Source organism: Citrobacter sp. wls718, assembly GCF_005280945.1.
Lineage (GTDB): Bacteria > Pseudomonadota > Gammaproteobacteria > Enterobacterales > Enterobacteriaceae > Citrobacter > Citrobacter gillenii.
Map to the genome: position 1 here is coordinate 33,726 of NZ_SZWV01000043.1, position 18,534 is coordinate 52,259.

Consider the following 18,534-nt stretch of genomic DNA (forward strand, 5'->3'; position numbering starts at 1 on the left):
TTTGTTTATTCAATGGGTGTTGCTACATATTCATCAAGTATATGAACATGTTCAACATGACAGTCAGGATAAATCCATTTGGCCCAATTGGTAATAATCCATTCTGTACTTAATGCTCTACCTTCGGTTGACGCACTTTCGATGGGTAAAGATATCAAAATCAAGCCAGCTTTGTGACCAGAAGATACAACTAAACCATGAGTTTCAAATAAATCTATGACCATAAAGTCAACCCATTCTTCATATGGCCAAACAGCAGGTAACCTAAAGACAGTTCCTCGTTTAATGGATTTGTTTTTATAATCAATAAGTTTCATTATTTCACCTTAAGATCATGACCACCTGACTTATCTATGCTGTTAGGGATTTTTTGCATAGAGAAATCAACTTCGCCCAAATGCTTACCTTTTGGGCTAACAGCCTCAAATCGCCCATGCTGAGTATCAAGCGCATATAAATTTCCATCAACTCCTCGATAGACATCTCGATTGTTTAGTTTGGTCAACCTATTGTCTTTCACCATGCCTTGTTCAACGATAACTTTATTAACTGTTTCTTTTACAATAGCTACTCGTTCTCCTGGTGGAAGCTTGGACAGGTTCGCTTCGAAAGCACCAACAGTATTCCCAGTAGCAATTTTTACAGTTGGATCAACCAATTTTCCAGCATTTGGTAATTTCTTACCGGGCAATATAATGCCAGCCAGCAAACCACCTGTCGCTTCCAGCGCCGCCTGATTTCCGCCAGCCGCCTGTTTGACCGTATCCGCAACCGCAGACCAGGTTTCGCTTTTCATCAGAGCAGTAACCGTATCCGCCACCGCCTGATTCTTCCCGGCCAGGTCGCTCATCGCTTTGCTGCAGTAGCTGTCACCCGCAGCACAGGCTGCCAGCGCCATGGCCGCATCAGCAGCATAGTCTGCTGAACCTAATGCTGCATCACCCGTATCAGCAAGACCATTGATGATGGCATTCGCAATGGCAGACGTTGTACCTTCGCCCAGCTTCTCCCTGACCTGATTTTTCAGGGATTCAGCAGCCTGTTTCGCCGCTGCACGAGCCTGGTCACCACTCAGCGAGTTATTCTCAACCGCATTCTTCCCGGCCTGCGCGCCCGCTGCCGCAGACGACGTACTGTCTCCCGCCAGAGCGCCCGCCATTCCCGCGGACAGACTCGCCAGCATGCCGATGGTCTGCTTTTCCGCTTCGCTCAGCTCACTGACCCGCTTATCCGGGTACATCACCTCCATTATCGCTTTCGCCGCCAGCTCGCCCGTGACAGCCCCTGCCGCTCCCGCCGCCGCGCTGTTTCCCTGCATCGCCGCTGCCGCGCCACCCAGTATCGCATGCGCTATCAGCGCCGCATCATCGCTTAATCCTGAATCATGACCAATAATATTCGCCAGGTACGGAGCCGATGCCCCCGCCAGCGCCGCGCCGGCATCTCCGCCCGCCAGCCCCTGAAGCGCTGCCGTCGCCGCCTGAATACCACGCTGAAAATCACTCCCTGTACCATATTCTGCCTGTGCATCACGCCAGGTCTGCGTCTCTTTCAGCTCTTCCGCCGTTTTATCCGGGTAAACCTTCCGCGCTTCCTCCAGCGCATTCAGCTCCCCCTGCGTCCGCGCGATATCCGCCGCCTGGCTGCCGATATCCCCGATGTGGCTCACTTCCTGCAGCCGCTTCTGCTCTTTCTCTTTGTCAAAAATCGGGCTGATGCTGTCGTTCGCATGCTCCGTATCACGGCTCAGACCCGCCACATCCTGCTGCTGATTCGCCGTGTCGCGAACCGTCACCGTTCCTGCCGCAACCGCCGCCTGCGTCGTCCCTTCCGCATGACCGCTGTTGCCCCCGACCGTGACCATCCCGACCGGCATGTTGCCTTTGAACCCGCCGCCCGTGTCTCCACCGCCAGCGCTCACGCTGGCTCCCGCATGGCTGACCGTAAAGTCCGCTTCGTTATGAATATCCCTGAAACCCAGCGTCCCTGTGTCCAGACTGTTTTTATCCGCCGTCGCCGTCGAAGCGATTACCGCGCCGTCCAGCTGCGTGTGCCCGCCCACTGTCACGTCAAATCCGCCGTCGCCGGCAAACAGCCCTGTCTGCTCCTGCACCGAGGCGTAGTCGCTCTTCATCTGGTCCTGGCTGGCGCTGATATAGCCTGAGCCGGACATGCTGCCGTAGGTAAAGCTGCCTCCGGCCGCCGCGCTGCTCTGCTTCGACCGGTAGTCATTGCTGTCCTGGGCGCTGCTCATCCACAGGTCGCCACCGATGTCAGCCACCACGCTGTCACCGCTGACCTGCGCCCCGTTCAGGATGGCGTCACGCCCGCTGACCAGCGAAACCGTACCGCCGCTGTCCAGCGTGGTCTCCGTCCACGCCGTGCCGTTGCCCTTTTCACTGCCTTTTGCGCCGTTGACGTTGGCGAAGACGCTGATGCCGTAACTGTCTGCGTTGACGCCGATACCGACGCCCACCCCGCCCCCGCTGCTGCTGTTTGTACCGGTCGTCTGCTGGGTGTTTGCCGCACCGCTCAGCACAATATCGTTCGCCGCCACCAGCGTGGTGTCCCCGCCCGCCTTTATCTGGCTGCCGCCGATCAGGATGTCGCCGCTGTTGCCGCTTTGGCCGCTGCCCGTAGCGGCGATAATCAGGTTATTCCCGGCATTCAGGGTGCTGCCCGTCACGGTATCCGTCTGAGTATGCTGTTCAGATTTGGCGCTCTGCGACGTCAGCGAGACGCTGATACCCAGCCCGCTGTCCGCTTTGTCGCTGGCCCGGGCAACCGCTGCCGCCTGCACCGCCTGCGCGCCAGAAAGCACCGCTTTGGTGGCCTGCAGCGCCGCCAGACGGTCATCGCTCTCCCCCTTAGCATCCTGTGAGGTTTGCACCGCGCTGTTTACTGCGCTGCCTGCTGCACCTGACAGCGCCACCGTCAAGCCGCTGCTCTTCTGCTCAAACGTCTCATCGCGGGTACGTTTGTCATGGCCGGGCTCAATCACCACGCTGTCGCCGAGCACGGCAATATCTTTCTGTGCGATGATATCCGCACCGCCGATATGCACCTGCTGACCGGCGGTAATGCTGACGTTGCCGCCGGTTGACCCGACCGTGCTGAAGCTCTCGCTCTGGGTGGTGCCCTGCTCGCGCAAATCATGCGTGGTTTTACTGCTGCCGATGGAAAAACCGATGCCGCCTGTTCCCATCACGCCGCTTTTTTTCGTTTCTTTAAATCGCCATGCGGTGTCGGTATTGGTTGCGGCAATAATATCGACGTTGTTTCCGGCACCGAGCGCCACATCGCCATCACCGACGACGGCTGAGCCCTGTACCAGAATGTTGTTCCCGGCAGCTACAGTCACATTGTCACCGCTCAGTAACGCGCCTTTTTCACGCGTGGCGCTGTCCTCCTCAATCGTGTGAGTGGTCTTTTTATTGAGGAATCCTTTTTTGGTTTTGGTGGTTTCTTCGTAGTGGTAGTCACTTTCCGTCGCCGTAATGAGATTCACATCCCGGCCCGCCGCTACGCCGATATCCCCCTGAGCAATCACATCGGTTGCCTCCGCATTCACATCGCGCCCGGCGATAATGACCGTGTCGCCACCGCTGGCAACTTCCGTTCCCTGCTGGCGCACGGACTCATTGATGATGGTTTTTTTCTTCGCGTGGTAACTGTCGCCTTCGGCCGTGGCCTCGGCCAGCAAATTGACATCGCGTCCGGCCTGCAGACCCACATCATTTTCCGCCGCCAGGCCAGCAGCGTGGGCGTTAATATCCTGACCCGCGATCAGGACCAGGTTATCGCCCGCAGAAATAGTGGTGCGATCCAGCCCGGAACGGTGCGATTCACTGCCCCCGTCGCGGCTGTTCTCGTGCGTGGTGGCCGCATTCAGGTTGAGATCGTTACCCGCAGTCAGCACCGCACTACCGCCAGCGTTCACGTCGCTTGCCGTCAGGTTGAGATTATTCCCGGCATTGATGCCAAGGTCCCCTCCTGCGCTGATGCTGCTTCCCTGCCAGCCTTGTGATGAACGGCTGGTCTCGTCAGTCCAGCGTCCGGCATGGCTCTGCGCATCGTTAATGTGATTCGCATTCACCGCAATATCTCCCGCGGCATTCATCTGCAGTGAATCGCCCGCCGAAAGCGTTGCGCCCGTGACGGTGATATTCTTGCCTGCCGAGAGCGACAGCCCATCCTGTGCGGTAATCGACGCCGTCGTGCCCAGCAGCGTGTCTTTAAAACTCACATTGCCGTATTTATCCCACGCATTGATGTCAATCTGCTCCACCTGCGTCAGGTTATTAATGCTGCCGTCGAGACTTGCCAGTTGAACCGTTTTTCCGCTAATAGCGGCGCTGATGTTATTGATATCACCAATAGCGCTCAGGTCGAGGTTGCCCCCGGCCTGCATCAGGCCATTGTTGAGATTGTTAATGCTATTCTGGCTATCGAGGGTCAGGGTGTTATTCGCCAGCAGAGTACTGCCGGTGTTAGTGATAGTACCGCCTGCCAGCTGGACGTTATTTCCAGAGATGACGCTCCCGTTATTGACGGTGATATCCTTCGGCGACAGATAGAGCTTCGGTATCATCACCGTTTCACCGTTGACGGTCGCCGCTTCCCACCACAGCATGCTCTGCTCAAGAGAGGCAATTTGCTCCGCCGTCAGGGCCACGCCAAATTTCAGCCCCAGCGACTGCTGTGCGCTGGCGGCGCTGTCCATCAGATAACGCATTTGATCCAGATCGGAACCTATACCGTTGATATAACGGCTTCCTGTCTGATTCAGCATCGCATTACTGACGTAACGGGTATCGAACGCCGCGTCACCGAGAAAACGGTAATCGTATTCCGGATTCAGGTTGAGACGGTCCAGCATATACGCCGATCCGAGGAACTGATTTTGATCGGTATACGCACGGTTGGTTTCACGTGGGGCATCGCCAGGCGTAATCCCCAGCAGTACGTTCAACTCGGCAAACAGAGCCGGATCCAACTGCCCCAGGCCGTTAAGCTTAGGATTAATGTTGATCAGGTACGGGCTTTGCGGATCGTCAGAGACAACAAAGTAGCCGTTTTGACCAAAAGGCAATGGATACGCGCTGGTATCCACCGCTTCCCCCTGATTAATCTGGCTGTTCTTATCGGTAGAGACGGTGTCCAGCGTTGTATCCGCGACATTCCCGGCATCCAGCGTACCGCCGTTAATCTGCTGCAGGGCATCTTGCAGTTGATCGTTCCACTGCGGCGAATTAACGCTAACCGCTTCACTATCTGCCAGTGTCTGCTTTTGCACCCCGGCGTCGATGGTCTGGTTGCTGAGAGTATTCAGGGTTGGGGTAACGAGGGTATTTATCGCCCCACCCGCACTCGGGGTGGTTGTGGTATTGCTGATATCCTGCGAAAAATTAGCCAGAATTGTTCCGCCAGACTGAATAACAGCGCGGTATGCCGTTCCTCCAGAGGTTTCCTCCCGGTCATTACCCTGAGCGATATAGTGAATCGGGCCGCTATTATATCTATCCGCGTCTACCGAAGCGGCAGGGGTCTTCCAGGTAAAACCTGATTGCTCAGCAACATACGTCCGATAACGGGTGATTGTACCGTCAGTCCAGGACTGATTTTGCAGGATTGAACCGGAAAGGGACATATCCCCACCCGCAAGCAGCGTGCTGGCATTATTTTCCAGATGATCTGCCTGGATTACCATCCCGCGCGCGGCGCTGATGCGCCCGGCACCGCCGTTTGCGGAGACTGAAAGGGTAGAACGTGAAATAGCGATCTCTTTCGCAGGGCTGTTTTTCATCGCCAGGGGTATTGCGACATCGCTACAGTTTGGGCCTGCGCCGTGCCCTGGGCTACCGCCTCCGCTGCAGGATCGACTAACAACATAGCCGTAGTCAGTTCCCAGAATAAGTTCTGACAGAGGAATGTCGGCATATCCCTCATTCAGCCATGCATACTGTTGTGTCAGATCTTCAGTGTTACCATTACTTACCACCAGCCCGTCCCTCTGGTTCAGAAGATGTCCGGTTTTAATCGTGATATCGCCGCTCTGCGTCTCGATGGTGCCGGAGGTGTTGATGACCTCGCGGTTGGCATTTCCCGCAGCATCCTTCTGCATCCACAGGCTGTTGCCCGCAAGAATATCGCCGCGCTGATTGGTGATAGAGTCGGCATACAGCGCCATGTTATTTGCCGCATACAGCAGCGCAGTGTTGATGATCGCCCCTGGTGTATTGAGCGTGAGCGTTCCGCGCGTGCCGGTAAAACCGTCTACGGTAATAGTGTCGCGACTGGTGACCATGATGTCACCCCCACCCTGTACCGTTCCGGCGGCATTAAGCGCCACGTTGCTGCCGCTGAGGCTGCTCGTACCGCTGCCGGTGGTAATTTGCCCATTGTTGCTCAACTGCCCGCCCGCGGTCAGGTTTACCACCTGCCCCTGCATGACATTGCGGTTGTCGATGGCACCCTCGCTGTTAACAGTGAGCGTGTTGCCCGCAGCAAGCGTACTGTTGGCGGTGAACGCATTCACCAGTTTCAGCGTCAGATTACCCAGCGCAACCACCTGCCCGAAGGCGTCCAGAGATTGGCTATTGAGAGTCAAATCGCCACCGCTGAACAGTTTGCCAGCCGTATTCTGGCTCACCCGATCGGCATTAACGGTCAGTTGGGACGTTCCTAACACCGTACCGTTATTGGTCAACTGCTGGTAATTGAGCGTCAGTTGTCCCGCCTGCGTCGTCCCCTGGTTAGTGAACTGACTGCCCGTCAGCGTTGCGCTGTCGGCAAGCCAGTTCCCGTTGTTGGTGGCCGTTGCCGCATTCAGAATGAGATTTGTCGCCTGTAGCCAGCCCGCGCCGGAATACTGCGGCGTGGTGAGTCTCAACTCGGCGCCGGAAAGCAGCTGCCCCTCGTTCAGCGCTCGGGTTGTGGCGTTAAGACGCGTGTTGCCCACGCCCTGAATCACGCCGTAGTTAAACAGTACGGGCGTGGCAATCGTCAGTCCCTGACGGCTGACAATTTCACCACCCGCCAGGTTCGTCAGGTCACCGCTCAGCGCCAGCGTGGCGTCATTATCCCCCTGCAGGCGTCCGCCATTGGTTAACGCGCCGGACGTTATATTTAGCGTCGTCCCCTGAATGCTGCCCGCGTTAGCCACCGATGCCGCATTGAGATCCAATGCGCCGCCGGTGAGCATACTGCCCGACGCCTGTTGGCTGACCGCGCCATTCATGGCTAACGTCAGGCCATTGACCCCGCTGATTGCCCCGGCGTTATCCAGCGTTGTTCCGTTTAACGTCAAATGACTCGCCGCCCATTGCCCGTTATTCGTCAGGGATAGCGCCTGTAGCGTGGCATTGCCGAGGGCGGTGACTTTGCTGCCCTCGGCAGACGTGAGATTTTTGACGAGCATAAGCTGTAGCGCGTCTGCGCTTTGGATTGCTCCGCTGTTAATCAGCGACTGCGCATTGAGCAGAATCGACTGCCCCTGCCACGTTCCTGCGTTGGTCACATCCCCGGACGTCACTTTCAGCATTCCCTGAGTTAGCAGCGACCCGCCCGCCGCATTCATCAGTTCCTGCTGCGGGGCTGCTACCGTCAGGCTTTGCAGACCAATCAATACGCCCTGGTTATGAATACGATCCTGGCTTAGCGTCAGGGTATTTCCCTGTACCACCCCAGTGTTTGTAAGCTGCTGACCATCAAGCGTAATGTCACTTTCACTGAGGATGTTTCCGGCATTATTCAACTGCTGTGCAGCTAACGACATGGCTCCCTGACTCATCAATTCGCCCGGCAGGGCAAATCTGTTACTGATGTCAGCCGTCAGCGCACCAAGGCTGACCAACGAACCCGCGTGCTGCCAGTTATCAGACGTCACCGCGACCTGTTGTCCCTGTAACGTACCTTGCGTAATCATCGTACCGACATCAACGGTCAGCACGCCGCCGCTCAGCGTCAGAGACGTCGAGCCTGTGCTAAGCGTATCGCCGCGTAAAGCCAGTCCGTTCGCGCCCTGCCACAAGCCATTGTTGCGCAGCGTCGTTGCCGCAAGCATGAGCGAATCCCCCACGATACGCCCGGCGCTGATCAGGTCGTTTGCGGTTAGCGAGAGTCCGCCGCCGCTTTGAATTTGTCCGACGTTGGTCAGTTGCCCGGTCACTATCCCTTCCAGGCCACGTAAACCGTTGAGCACACCGCTGTTATTCAGCGCATCGGCTGTCAATGTAAGGGTATTCCCCTGCATCACCCCGGCGTGCTCTACCGTACCCGCGTTCACCATCAGCGCATTACCGGTTAGCCATTGCCCCGTCGTCTCCGTCGTCAGAGCACCCGCAGAAATCAATGCGCTGTCATTCCCCTGAACCAGACCACCGTTCTGAACAGTGTTTCCTTCGAGAGTGATAGTATTCGCCACCAGCATGCCGCTATTTTCCAGCGTTTGCGCCGTGAGTTGCGCACTCTGGTGCGCGAGCAGACGCCCAGAATTATTTATCGCGTCGCGCAGTTGCAGCTCAAGCGTGTCGGCCTGAATGTCGCCAGCGTTAATCAACTGAAGACCACCAAGGCGCAGATCGCCATCGGTAGCAATAATCCCGTCGTTAGTCAGGTACGGAATGTCCAGCGCCAGAGCAGTAAGGCTGTAGATCGTACCGCCGCTCAGGTTTTGCAGATTATCGGTACGCAGATTCAACGCCGCGTTACCCTGCAGCAGGCCGCTGTTAGCAATATGCTGGCTGTCGAGACTGAGGTTGTCTGCCAACAGCGTGCCGTTTTGAGTGATTGTTTGCGCCACGTTCAGGTTCATCTGCGTGGCACTCGATTTTCCGTCATGGGTGAGGGTGTTTGCCATCACGGTCAGGTCATTTTTCGCCGCGTGGGTGCCGTTCAGATTTACCGTCTCGGCTTGCAGGGCGATATTCTTCCCACTTTGCACCTGAGCATCCGTGGCTGTAGAGATACGCTGGCCTTTAATCGTCAGCGTATCTGCCGCATTGAGCTGACCACTAAGATCAACATCACGCGTGGCGGCAATATCCAGCGATTTCCCCTGCATCACACCGCTGTTGGTCACGCTGCCGCCCTGAATACGGGAAGCATCCCCCGCACTCCATTGGCCGCTGTTACTCAGCGAATCCGCCTTCACACTCAGCTGTTTTCCGGCAGTGACCGTTCCCTGCGTGGCAACATGATTGCGCCCGGTCAGCGAAACATTTCCAGCGGCATCTATTTGCGCCGCACGCTGCTGGGCTATATCGCCGGCCGTCAGCACAATATCCTGACCCGCAGTAAGCGCGCCGCCATTCTGCACCAGCGTTCCTTGCGCAGTAAGCTGCAGGTTTTTATCACTGACCAGGGCGCTATCAGTCAGGGCGATAGCACCCTGACTGGTGATGGATAAATTATCCCCCGCTTTATGATCGCCAGAAAGCGCAACCTCTTGCCCTTTCATGGAAACAGCCCCACTGGCCAGGCTGGACTTAACGGTTAATTTTCCATTTGCATCAAGCGTGATATCACCCTGACGGGCGTTCAGATTCCCGAGGTTGACCCCCAAACCTTTCTCGCTGGAAACCAGACGGATCCGGTTGGCATACATTCCGCCTAGCGCACCGGTATCTACCGCGATTTTCGGTACATCCCCTTCGCCTTGCAGTTGACTCACCTGCCCCTTCGCCGTTATGCGGTTAGCTCCGGCTATCACACTGAGATTTTTTGCATGCAGTGCCGCGTTAATTTCCGTGGCGCGGGCAATAATCGACACCGCATCGCTCTGGCTACCATCCAGCCCTTTGCCTTCGATGGTAATGCTGCCTTTGCTTACATCCAGCGACTGCAGATTACCGTTAGCATCTAACACCGGTTTACCGGTAGTCAGGGTGGCGTTAGGCGTGTTGATAAATCCGCACCCGTTACAGGTAATGCCATAAGGGTTGGCGACCATGACGTTGGCGGCTTTCCCCGCTACTTCGGTATAGCCCTGGAGCTGTGAACGGCTATTCCCGGTAACTTCGTTGATGATCCCTGTCGCTTCTTTTCCTGAACGCAGGTTCGGGTTGTTCTGGATAATGCCGCCAAGCTGGGTCTGATTTAATTGCCCGGTGGCGTTGTTAAGAATCAGCCCCTCTTTTCCCACGTTGTAGTCGTTATATTTGTTGTGTGAAATCCCGGACGCGTTCGGCGTAGCGATGTTCACTACCGGAACACCGTTGGCCGCCTTATCCATTTGCGTATTGCCGACAGGGGTGATGGTGGCGGCAATGGCCGGAAACAGCGGCTGCGTGGCCAACAGGGCGCTCAATACCCCACTAAGTACACGCTGAGAGAAACGAATCTGATCCTTTGTCATTATCCTGCTTCCTTAAAATGCCACGGCCACGCGGTAATAAATATTGAGATGATCCGGTGCCAGCCAGTCCGGGTACTTCACCGGCGTTCCAACGGTAAACTGACTGGAGAACCAGCGCCCTGAACTGGTTAATCCCAGCGCAGCGCCCCACAACGTGCCGGAGGCATAGCTATCAACGCCATCCTGTTTCAGCCAGCCGCCGTCGAATGCCGCCATCGCGCCAATCTGCCCAAATACCGGCAGCGTAAAGAGCGAATAATTCACTTCGTTGCGCCAGTAACCGCCGTTGTCCCCGGAAATGTATTGTTCTTTAAAGCCACGTACTGACGTTTCACCGCCCAGCGTCAGGCGCTCGCTGCCATAAAGGCGGTCCGGTGACCACTGAAAATAGACGCTGCTCAGCCACCACAGATTCTCTGTCAATGGGCGTTGAAAGCTGCCGCTAGCGCTCCATTTGCGAAATTCGGCCTTCGGGACATCACCCTGTTTATTATTGTCATTCTCTGCGCCAAACCACGGCACACCCTGGGTAAACGTGGGGTTAAGCGTGGCAACGCCGGAGGCGATTTTTTGCGTATGGTTGATACCCAGCGAAATACTGGAAAGCTTGCGGCTACTGGTTTCCAACAGGACATCATTCAATTTGTTACGGTTAATTCGATGCGTCAGGCCCAGCGCTGCCGCGGTTTTGATATCACCATTGCGAAACAGCCCCCAGGTGCCGGTCAGACGATGGGTTTCGCTGTCGCCAGTTGAACGCCAGGCATAGCCATTGTTATCAATGGTGCTGAGGTAATTACTCCAGCTGTAGTTGTAATCAAATAGCCCGTAGCCGTAAGGAATGCTCACGCCCGCGGCAACGTTCTGCGCATCTTTACTGCTGGAAAAATCGCTGCTGCGCCCACCGCTGATAAACCATTTATCCGCCAGGCCGAACGGGTTATTGGCAAATAACGCCCCGCTCAGTTGCCCCGTTCCGGTACTCTTTTGCCCGCTGTTATCAAAACTGACTGAGCCAGTAAGCGGCGATTCAGGCGCAGCCGTCAGGTTTACTATCGAGAAGCCTTGTTGGCTGCCAGGTAAAATTTCTATTTCAACCGGCGTCTGGCGAACCCGGTTCAATTGCTCCATACCCTGTTCAATATCGCGCAGATTGAGAATCTTTCCTTCCAGCCCAGGAAAGGTCATTTTCAGCGTGCGTGACGGGACACCTTCGAGACGAATCTCCTGCAATTTTCCCTCAAGTACCGTAATGCGCAGCACACCGGAGGAGAGATCCTGCTCGGTTAAAAAAGCACGGCTGGTGATAAAACCGCGGCTGATGTACCAGTCAGAAATCGCGTTCGTCAGCGCCGTCAGGCGAGCGATGTCCAGACACTGATTTACCCACGGTGCGGTTAGTTTTCTGGCGGCTTTGGGTGATAACTGGCTTGCGCCCTCAATATCGATACGAGAGGTCGTAAAACAGGCCCCAGAGGGCGTGGCAGGAAGCGTTGCTTTTTCCGATTGAGGGAGGACAACGCTACGGCCTAACTCTTCGCGCTGACGCTGGTTCTCATCAAGTAATTGCTGCTGCTGTTGCTGAACTGAACTGCGATCGGCAGGTGATAAAGGCGCAGCGTGCCCCGTCATGGTCAATGACAGAGCCCACCCTGACAGTAAAAAAGTAATCCCGACGTCCCTGATCTTCACCCGCAGCCCCACTTTCCATAACCCATCATGGCTGTTAAAAAATGAGCAAACTAGGTTAAAAGGCACAAAATGTAAATAAATGACACAGTGATATTCAGTTTGTAACCGTTTTCCTATTGCTTTTTAGGAAAAGTGCCCGGCTTAAATATCAAGTTTTCACCTGGAGGGCTTTATTTTCCCAGCGATTGGCCCAATCCCATCGCTAGTCGCCCATTTGCCCACATTCATCTTCTGGACAACACTCCAGGATGACACCACTGACCCAACACGTGGAGCAAACACCATGAACATCACGCAAATCCGTAATGCCACACTGCACATCACCTTTGGCGGCAAGACCTTCCTCGTTGATCCAATGCTGGCCCCGAAAGGTGCGTATCCGGGTTTTGCCGGAACGGCACGCGCAGAGATCCGCAATCCGACCGTGGAGCTGCCCGTTGACATCGACACCCTGCTTAACGTCGATGCGCTGATCGTCACCCATCTGCATGAGGATCACTGGGACGAGGTTGCCGCGCGCGTTGTGCCGAAAGACAAGCCGATCTACGTACAAAATGATCAGGATGCGCAGGTGCTGCGAGGACAGGGGTTCACCCAACTGAGCGTATTGACAGAAAATACCGCGCTGGGGGACATCACCCTGCGTAAAACCGGCGGCCAGCACGGGTCGGATCGCGCCTACGCCGTGCCGCAAATGGCAGAACGCCTGGGTGACGCCTGCGGAGTTATCTTCCAGCATACAGCAGAAAAAACGCTGTATCTGGTTGGCGATACTATCTGGCGCGATGAGGTAGAGGCCAATATGCAGACCTTCCAGCCTGATGTCGTGGTACTGAACGCCGGTTTTGCCCACGTCATCGGCTTTGGGCCGATCATTATGGGCGCGGAAGATGTGCTAAAAACCCACTTTGTGCTGCCTGAAGCGCAGATTGTGGCGACCCATATGGAAGCCATTAACCACTGCCTGCTGACGCGCGCGGCGCTGAAAGAATATGCGTTCGACAACCAGATTGCGCAATTCGTCAACGTGCCGGAAGATGGGGAAACCCTGACCTTTTAATGCCAACAGAGGAATCGTATGCGCCCGCTTACCGTCGCCATTGTCGCCGTGGAAGATTTCAGCCCGTTTCATTTTTCGGTGCCGTGCATAATTTTCAGTGACAAAATGGCGGCGAAAAAGCGCTTTGAGGTGCAGATATGCGCCGAAAATCCCGGCATCGTCTCTTCGCAGGATGGCTTCTCCGTCACCGCCTCTCACGGTTATGAGGCGGTGACGGCAGCCGATATTGTGGTGGTCCCCTACTGGGGCACTACCGGGCATCGCCCGCCGCAGGGTCTGCTCAATGCCCTTAATTGCGCACGGCAAAACGGCGCACAGATTGTCGGGCTGTGTCTGGGCGCGTTTGTCCTCGGCTACGCGGGCCTGTTAGACGGAAAGCGGGCCGCGACGCACTGGGAATTTGAGCAAGATTTTCAGACGCGCTTCCCGGCGGCGCGTCTGGATATCAACGCCCTGTACGTTGATGACGACGGTATTATTACCTCGGCAGGTACCGCCGCCGCACTGGATTGCTGCTTGTACGTCATCCGCCAGCACTTTGGCAGCACGGTAGCGAACCAGATTGCCCGACGGATGATTGTGCCACCGCACCGCGAAGGGGGACAGGCGCAGTTTATTGAGCAGCCGGTGGCGAAAAATACCCAGGATCAGCGCATTAACACCCTGCTCGATTATTTACGCCAGCACCTCCACGAGCAGCATAACCTCGACACGCTGGCGCAGCGGGTGATGATGAGCCGTCGCACCCTAACCCGCCATTTTATGAAGGCCACCGGGTCAAGCGTGGCCGAATGGCTTATTACCGAGCGCCTGCGACGCAGCCAGGAGCTGCTGGAGTCCAGTTCGTTACCCGTCGAACGTATTGCTGAACAGGTCGGTTTTCTCTCTCCGGTCACCTGGCGCCAGCATTTTAAAGCCCACTTCGGCGTCAGCCCGGCTGAATGGCGCAAGACCTTCCGCGGCGCAGCGTAAACAGGCTCAGCCTCTTTTTTGCGCCAGCCACACCGTATGCCCGGTGCACTGTGGGTCTTCCATGATCACGTCTATGACCTCAAAGTCGTGCGCGGACAACAATGCACGGTACTCATCGGGCGCCAGGCTTGCATGAAACAGCGGCTCACCTTCAAATTGCCCCATTGCGATGCCGTTTCCGGTACCGCTGGTGAACATCAGCGCGCTGCCGGGATGACTGAGCTGGTCAAAGATCGGGAACATCCTGTGTTGGTCCTGCTGGGGTAAATGGAAAAAGCTGTCCCACGCAATCAGGCCATCAAAGGTGTTATCAGGCGCGAGCTCACGCATATCCTGCTCCAGCCAGCACTGGTCGGGAAAAGATTGCCGGGCGCGCGCCAGCATCGCCGCGGAACCATCCACTCCAGTTAGATGAAAGCCTTGCCGGATAAAATACCCGGCAATCGGCTGACCGTTCCCACAGCCGATATCCACAATACTGCCCTTCCCGCCCATTACCGCGATGAACTTATCCAGCCACGGTTTCTCAAACAGCGTGCGTGAACGCTGGCTGGCAAAGGCATCAGCATGGCGTCGGTAGATAGACAGAATGTTCTGGGCCGCAGAGTCGCTCACGATTTCCTCACTGTTTTACTCGTTCTGCCATCATGTTAAGCATAAAGACGCCATGCCCGCTATCACGCGTCACTGGCCCTGGAATGCGCCTCGCAGAACCCAACCACAAATACGCCAAAACCCTACGCGCTGTGGCATGATAGCGCGTGGATAACGTAATGAAGGGTGAAGAATGTGAAACCGGTAACGCTATACGATGTGGCAGACCATGCAGGTGTCTCTTACCAGACCGTCTCGCGCGTCGTGAATCAGGCCAGCCACGTTTCCGCCAAAACCCGTCAGAAAGTTGAGGCCGCGATGGCGGAGCTCAATTACATCCCCAACCGCGTTGCCCAGCAGTTGGCCGGTAAACAAACGCCATTGATTGGCGTGGCGACGGCGAACCTTGCCCTGCACGCGCCCTCGCAAATCGTTGCGGCTATAAAATCCCGTGCCGACCAGTCCGGGGCCAGCGTGGTGATCGCCATGGTCGAGCGTAGCGGCGTAGACGCCTGCAAAGCAGCGGTGCATAACCTGCTCTCCCAGCGGGTGACTGGGCTTATCATCAACTATCCGCTGGATGAAGACGACGCAATTGCCGTCGCCGCCGCCTGCGGTACGGTGCCGGTGCTATTTCTGGACGTCTCTGACCAGTCGCCGGTTAACAGCGTGATTTTCTCCCATGATGACGGCGCACGCCTCGGCGTTGAGCACCTGGTCCAGCACGGGCATCAGCGTATCGCCCTGCTGGCCGGACCGCACAGCTCAGTCTCGGCGCGGTTACGGCATGCGGGCTGGCATAAGTATCTGGCGCACTATCAGCAGCAACCCGTCGCGGAACTGGAAGGCGACTGGAGCGCAATATCCGGCTTTACACAAACCATGCAGATGCTGAACGACGGCATCATCCCAACCGCCATGCTGGTTGCCAACGATCAAATGGCGCTGGGCGCGATGCGGGCCATCAGCGAGTCCGGCCTGCGGGTGGCGACCGATATCTCGGTGATTGGCTACGACGATACCGAAGACAGCTCCTGTTATATCCCGCCACTCACGACCATCAAGCAGGATTTTCCGACGCTCGGGCAAACCAGCGTCGATAAACTGCTGCAGCTTTCACAGGAGGGTGAGAGCCTCGGCAATCAACTCCTGCCGGTGACGCTGGTCGAGCGTAAAACGGTGCTGCCCCCGAACAGACAACAGGCAACGCCGCAGGCGCTGGCGGAGTCGCTGATGCAGTTGGCACGTCAGGTTTCTCGGCTGTAACGTCTCCACAGCGAGCGCTCACATCTGCTGTTACTGAGCTGAATTACTGTGAGTCAGCTCACTGATTACCCACCCCATCCTTTACAGGATAATCTCAATCCTCGTATGTTCAGTTAAATTGTGAGCGGATAACAAATTTACACAGGATACTGCCATGACCCTGAACACGGATTCACTCGCCGCCGTACTGGCACGTCGCGACTGGGAAAACCCCGGCGTCACTCAGCTTAATCGTCTTGAAGCGCACCCGCCGTTTTGCAGCTGGCGCTCTGCGCAGGACGCCCGTAACAACCACCATTCGGCACAGTTACAGTCGCTGAACGGTGAGTGGAAGTTTGCCTGGTTTGCCTCACCTGAAGCGGTGCCGGAAAGCTGGCTTGCGGGCGATTTGCCGCAGGCCGATAGCGTAACCGTACCGTCTAACTGGCAAATGGACGGTTACGATGCGCCGATCTACTCCAACATTACCTACCCGTTCCCGGTCAATCCGCCGCACGTTCCAACGGAGAATCCGACAGGATGTTACTCGCTCACATTCAAAGTGGATGCCGCGTGGCGACAGACGGGACAGACGCGCATTATTTTTGACGGCGTGAACTCAGCGTTTCATCTGTGGTGCAATGGCCGCTGGGTCGGCTACGGGCAGGACAGCCGCCTGCCGTCCGAGTTTGATCTCAGTGATTTCCTGAGCGACGGCGAAAACCGTCTGGCGGTGATGGTGCTGCGCTGGAGCGACGGCAGCTATCTGGAAGATCAGGACATGTGGCGCATGAGCGGTATCTTCCGCGACGTCTCGCTGCTGCATAAGCCGGACACGCAGATCCGCGACCTGCGTATCCACACCCGTTTTAACGATGATTTCAGCCGCGCGGTGCTGGAAGCCGACGTCAGAATGGCGGGCGAGCCGCGCGATGATTTACGTGTGACGCTGCAACTGTGGCAAGGCGATACGCTGACCGATGAAGCCACTTCGCCTTTTGGTAGTGAGATTATTGATGAGCGCGGCGCGTATGCCGATCGCACCACTCTGCGCCTGAACGTTGAACGTCCGGCGCTGTGGAGCGCTGAAACCCCGAATCTGTACCGCGCGGTAGTGCTGCTACATACCGCCGACGGCACGTTGATTGAAGCCGAAGCCTGCGACGTTGGCTTCCGCCAGGTCAGCATTGAAAATGGTCTGCTGTTGCTCAATGGGCAGCCGCTGCTGATCCGCGGCGCCAACCGTCATGAACATCACCCACAAAACGGTCAGGTGATGGATGAAGAAACGATGGTGCAGGACATCGTCCTGATGAAGCAAAACAACTTTAACGCCGTGCGCTGCTCGCATTATCCAAACCATCCGTTGTGGTACACCCTGTGTGACCGCTACGGCCTGTACGTGGTGGATGAAGCCAATATCGAAACCCACGGCATGGTGCCGATGAACCGTCTGAGCGATGACCCCACCTGGCTACCGGCGATGAGCCAGCGCGTGACGCGCATGGTGCAGCGCGACCGCAACCATCCGAGCATTATTATCTGGTCACTGGGCAACGAATCCGGGCACGGCGTAAATCACGACGCTCTCTACCGCTGGCTGAAATCCGAAGACCCGTCCCGCCCGGTGCAGTATGAAGGCGGCGGGGCGGATACCGCTGCGACCGACATTATTTGCCCAATGTATGCCCGCGTTGACCAGGACCAACCCTTCCCGGCGGTACCGAAATGGTCTATCAAAAAATGGCTGTCGATGCCCGGCGAGCAGCGCCCGCTGATCCTCTGCGAATACGCCCACGCGATGGGGAACAGTCTCGGGGGTTACGCCAAATACTGGCAGGCATTCCGTCAGTATCCGCGTCTGCAGGGTGGGTTTGTCTGGGATTGGGTCGATCAGTCGCTGACAAAATATGACGACAACGGCAACCCGTGGTCAGCCTACGGCGGCGATTTTGGCGACACGCCGAATGACCGTCAGTTCTGCATGGACGGGCTGGTATTTGCCGATCGCACGCCGCATCCGTCGCTGTATGAAGCCAAACACGCGCAGCAGTTTTTCCAGTTTACGCTGTTGCCGGGCGACGAACGCCAGATTGAAGTGCGCAGCGAATACCTGTTCCGCCACAGCGATAACGAAATCCTGCACTGGTCTGTCGCCCAGGACGGCAATCTGCTGGCCACCGGCGAGGTCACGCTGGATATCGCCCCGCAGGGTTGTCAGCGGGTTACCCTGCCGGATCTCCCCATGCCGGACACCGCCGGTCAGCTGTGGCTGACCGTGCGCGTGGAACAACCTCAGGCCACCGCGTGGTCAGACGCCGGGCATATCAGCGCCTGGCAGCAATGGAAGCTGGAAGAGAAACTCAGCCTGACGCTCCCCCCACGCGCCAGCGCCATGCCACAGCTCACCGTCAGTGACGATACATTCGCGGTGACCGTCAGCGATAAACGTTGGGAATTCTGCCGTCAATCAGGATTGCTGACGCAATACTGGCTGGGCGGCGACGCGCAACTGTTAAGCCCGCTCATTGACCAGTTCACCCGCGCGCCGCTGGATAACGACATTGGCGTCAGCGAAGTGACGCGCATCGACCCTAACGCCTGGGTCGAACGC

8 protein-coding genes are annotated in these 18,534 nt (G+C 56.6%); 4 read left to right on the forward strand and 4 right to left on the reverse strand.

Annotation, left to right across the window (positions count from 1 at the left end):
* Window positions 1-5 precede the first annotated feature (5 nt).
* The 3 genes from imm45 to FDW95_RS08345 are packed head-to-tail and all read right to left on the reverse strand — an operon-like array spanning window position 6 to window position 11,989.
* Window positions 6-317, reverse strand: a complete 312-nt coding sequence (imm45, locus tag FDW95_RS08335; RefSeq protein WP_115259302.1) for an Imm45 family immunity protein — start codon at window positions 315-317, stop codon at window positions 6-8.
* Entirely contained in the window at window positions 317-10,357 is a 10,041-nt protein-coding gene (locus tag FDW95_RS08340) for a hemagglutinin repeat-containing protein (RefSeq protein ID WP_115259304.1), read from the reverse strand. Before FDW95_RS08340 ends, imm45 begins: the two co-directional genes overlap by 1 nt.
* 12 nt (window positions 10,358-10,369) lie before the next feature.
* Complete coding sequence (locus tag FDW95_RS08345) at window positions 10,370-11,989, reverse strand: ShlB/FhaC/HecB family hemolysin secretion/activation protein (RefSeq protein ID WP_115259306.1); 1,620 nt, start codon at window positions 11,987-11,989, stop codon at window positions 10,370-10,372.
* A 343-nt stretch (window positions 11,990-12,332) separates the two neighbouring features.
* On the opposite strand from FDW95_RS08345, the gene FDW95_RS08350 reads away from it, so the two are divergent.
* Window positions 12,333-13,109 (forward strand): MBL fold metallo-hydrolase, encoded by a 777-nt coding sequence (locus FDW95_RS08350; protein ID WP_115259307.1) that lies wholly within the window; start codon window positions 12,333-12,335, stop codon window positions 13,107-13,109.
* 18 nt (window positions 13,110-13,127) lie between these two features.
* Window positions 13,128-14,081 carry a helix-turn-helix domain-containing protein gene (locus FDW95_RS08355; protein WP_115259309.1) on the forward strand — a complete coding sequence of 318 codons (954 nt, stop codon included), beginning with the start codon at window positions 13,128-13,130 and terminating at the stop codon, window positions 14,079-14,081.
* 6 nt (window positions 14,082-14,087) lie between these two features.
* Here the strand turns inward: FDW95_RS08355 and FDW95_RS08360 are convergent, their stop codons facing one another.
* Window positions 14,088-14,696, reverse strand: a complete 609-nt coding sequence (locus FDW95_RS08360) for a class I SAM-dependent methyltransferase (RefSeq protein ID WP_115259311.1) — start codon at window positions 14,694-14,696, stop codon at window positions 14,088-14,090.
* Between the two features lie 174 nt (window positions 14,697-14,870).
* On the opposite strand from FDW95_RS08360, the gene FDW95_RS08365 reads away from it, so the two are divergent.
* Together FDW95_RS08365 and FDW95_RS08370 are read left to right on the forward strand one after the other, a co-directional pair.
* Window positions 14,871-15,941: a LacI family DNA-binding transcriptional regulator gene (locus tag FDW95_RS08365; RefSeq protein ID WP_115259312.1), complete on the forward strand. Its 1,071-nt coding sequence runs from the start codon at window positions 14,871-14,873 to the stop codon at window positions 15,939-15,941.
* Window positions 15,942-16,095: 154 nt separating this feature from the next.
* On the forward strand, window positions 16,096-18,534 hold a 2,439-nt coding region (locus FDW95_RS08370; protein WP_249358976.1), incomplete at its 3' end, for a beta-galactosidase.